Here is a 1,376-nt window from a genome sequence, read left to right on the forward strand (position 1 = left end):
CATAAGGCTGAGCTGTGATAGCGAGCGAATTATAGTAGCGAAGTTCCTGATTCCACACTGCCAAGAAAAGCCTCTAGCGAGGAAAAAGGTGCCCGTACCGCAAACCGACACAGGTAGGCGAGGAGAGAATCCTAAGGTGAGCGAGAGAACTCTCGTTAAGGAACTCGGCAAAATGACCCCGTAACTTCGGGAGAAGGGGTGCTCTGGTAGGGTGCAAGCCCGAGAGAGCCGCAGTGAATAGGCCCAGGCGACTGTTTAGCAAAAACACAGGTCTCTGCGAAGCCGTAAGGCGAAGTATAGGGGCTGACGCCTGCCCGGTGCTGGAAGGTTAAGAGGAGTGCTTAGCGCAAGCGAAGGTGCGAATCGAAGCCCCAGTAAACGGCGGCCGTAACTATAACGGTCCTAAGGTAGCGAAATTCCTTGTCGGGTAAGTTCCGACCCGCACGAAAGGCGTAACGATCTGGGCACTGTCTCAACGAGAGACTCGGTGAAATTATAGTACCTGTGAAGATGCAGGTTACCCGCGACAGGACGGAAAGACCCCGTGGAGCTTTACTGTAGCCTGATATTGAATTTTGGTACAGCTTGTACAGGATAGGTAGGAGCCTTGGAAACCGGAGCGCCAGCTTCGGTGGAGGCATCGGTGGGATACTACCCTGGCTGTATTGAAATTCTAACCCGCGCCCCTTATCGGGGTGGGAGACAGTGTCAGGTGGGCAGTTTGACTGGGGCGGTCGCCTCCTAAAGAGTAACGGAGGCGCCCAAAGGTTCCCTCAGAATGGTTGGAAATCATTCGCAGAGTGTAAAGGCACAAGGGAGCTTGACTGCGAGACCTACAAGTCGAGCAGGGACGAAAGTCGGGCTTAGTGATCCGGTGGTTCCGCATGGAAGGGCCATCGCTCAACGGATAAAAGCTACCCCGGGGATAACAGGCTTATCTCCCCCAAGAGTCCACATCGACGGGGAGGTTTGGCACCTCGATGTCGGCTCATCGCATCCTGGGGCTGTAGTCGGTCCCAAGGGTTGGGCTGTTCGCCCATTAAAGCGGTACGCGAGCTGGGTTCAGAACGTCGTGAGACAGTTCGGTCCCTATCCGTCGTGGGCGCAGGAAATTTGAGAGGAGCTGTCCTTAGTACGAGAGGACCGGGATGGACGCACCGCTGGTGTACCAGTTGTCTTGCCAAAGGCATCGCTGGGTAGCTATGTGCGGAAGGGATAAGTGCTGAAAGCATCTAAGCATGAAGCCCCCCTCGAGATGAGATTTCCCATCACGTATGTGAGTAAGATCCCTAGAAGATGACTAGGTAGATAGGTCAGAGATGGAAGCATGGCGACATGTGGAGTTGACTGATACTAATCGATCGAGGACTTAACCA

General features: G+C 54.3%; 1 rRNA gene (cut by a window edge). It reads left to right on the forward strand.

Features of this window, described 5'->3' with window-relative positions:
* Positions 1-1,376 (forward strand): 23S ribosomal RNA (locus ACQKFO_RS23575); its annotated part reaches 1,489 nt to the left of the window's first position; the annotation flags it as partial.

It is taken from the genome of Rossellomorea sp. NPDC071047 (genome assembly GCF_050270195.1).
Classification (GTDB): domain Bacteria; phylum Bacillota; class Bacilli; order Bacillales; family Bacillaceae_B; genus Rossellomorea.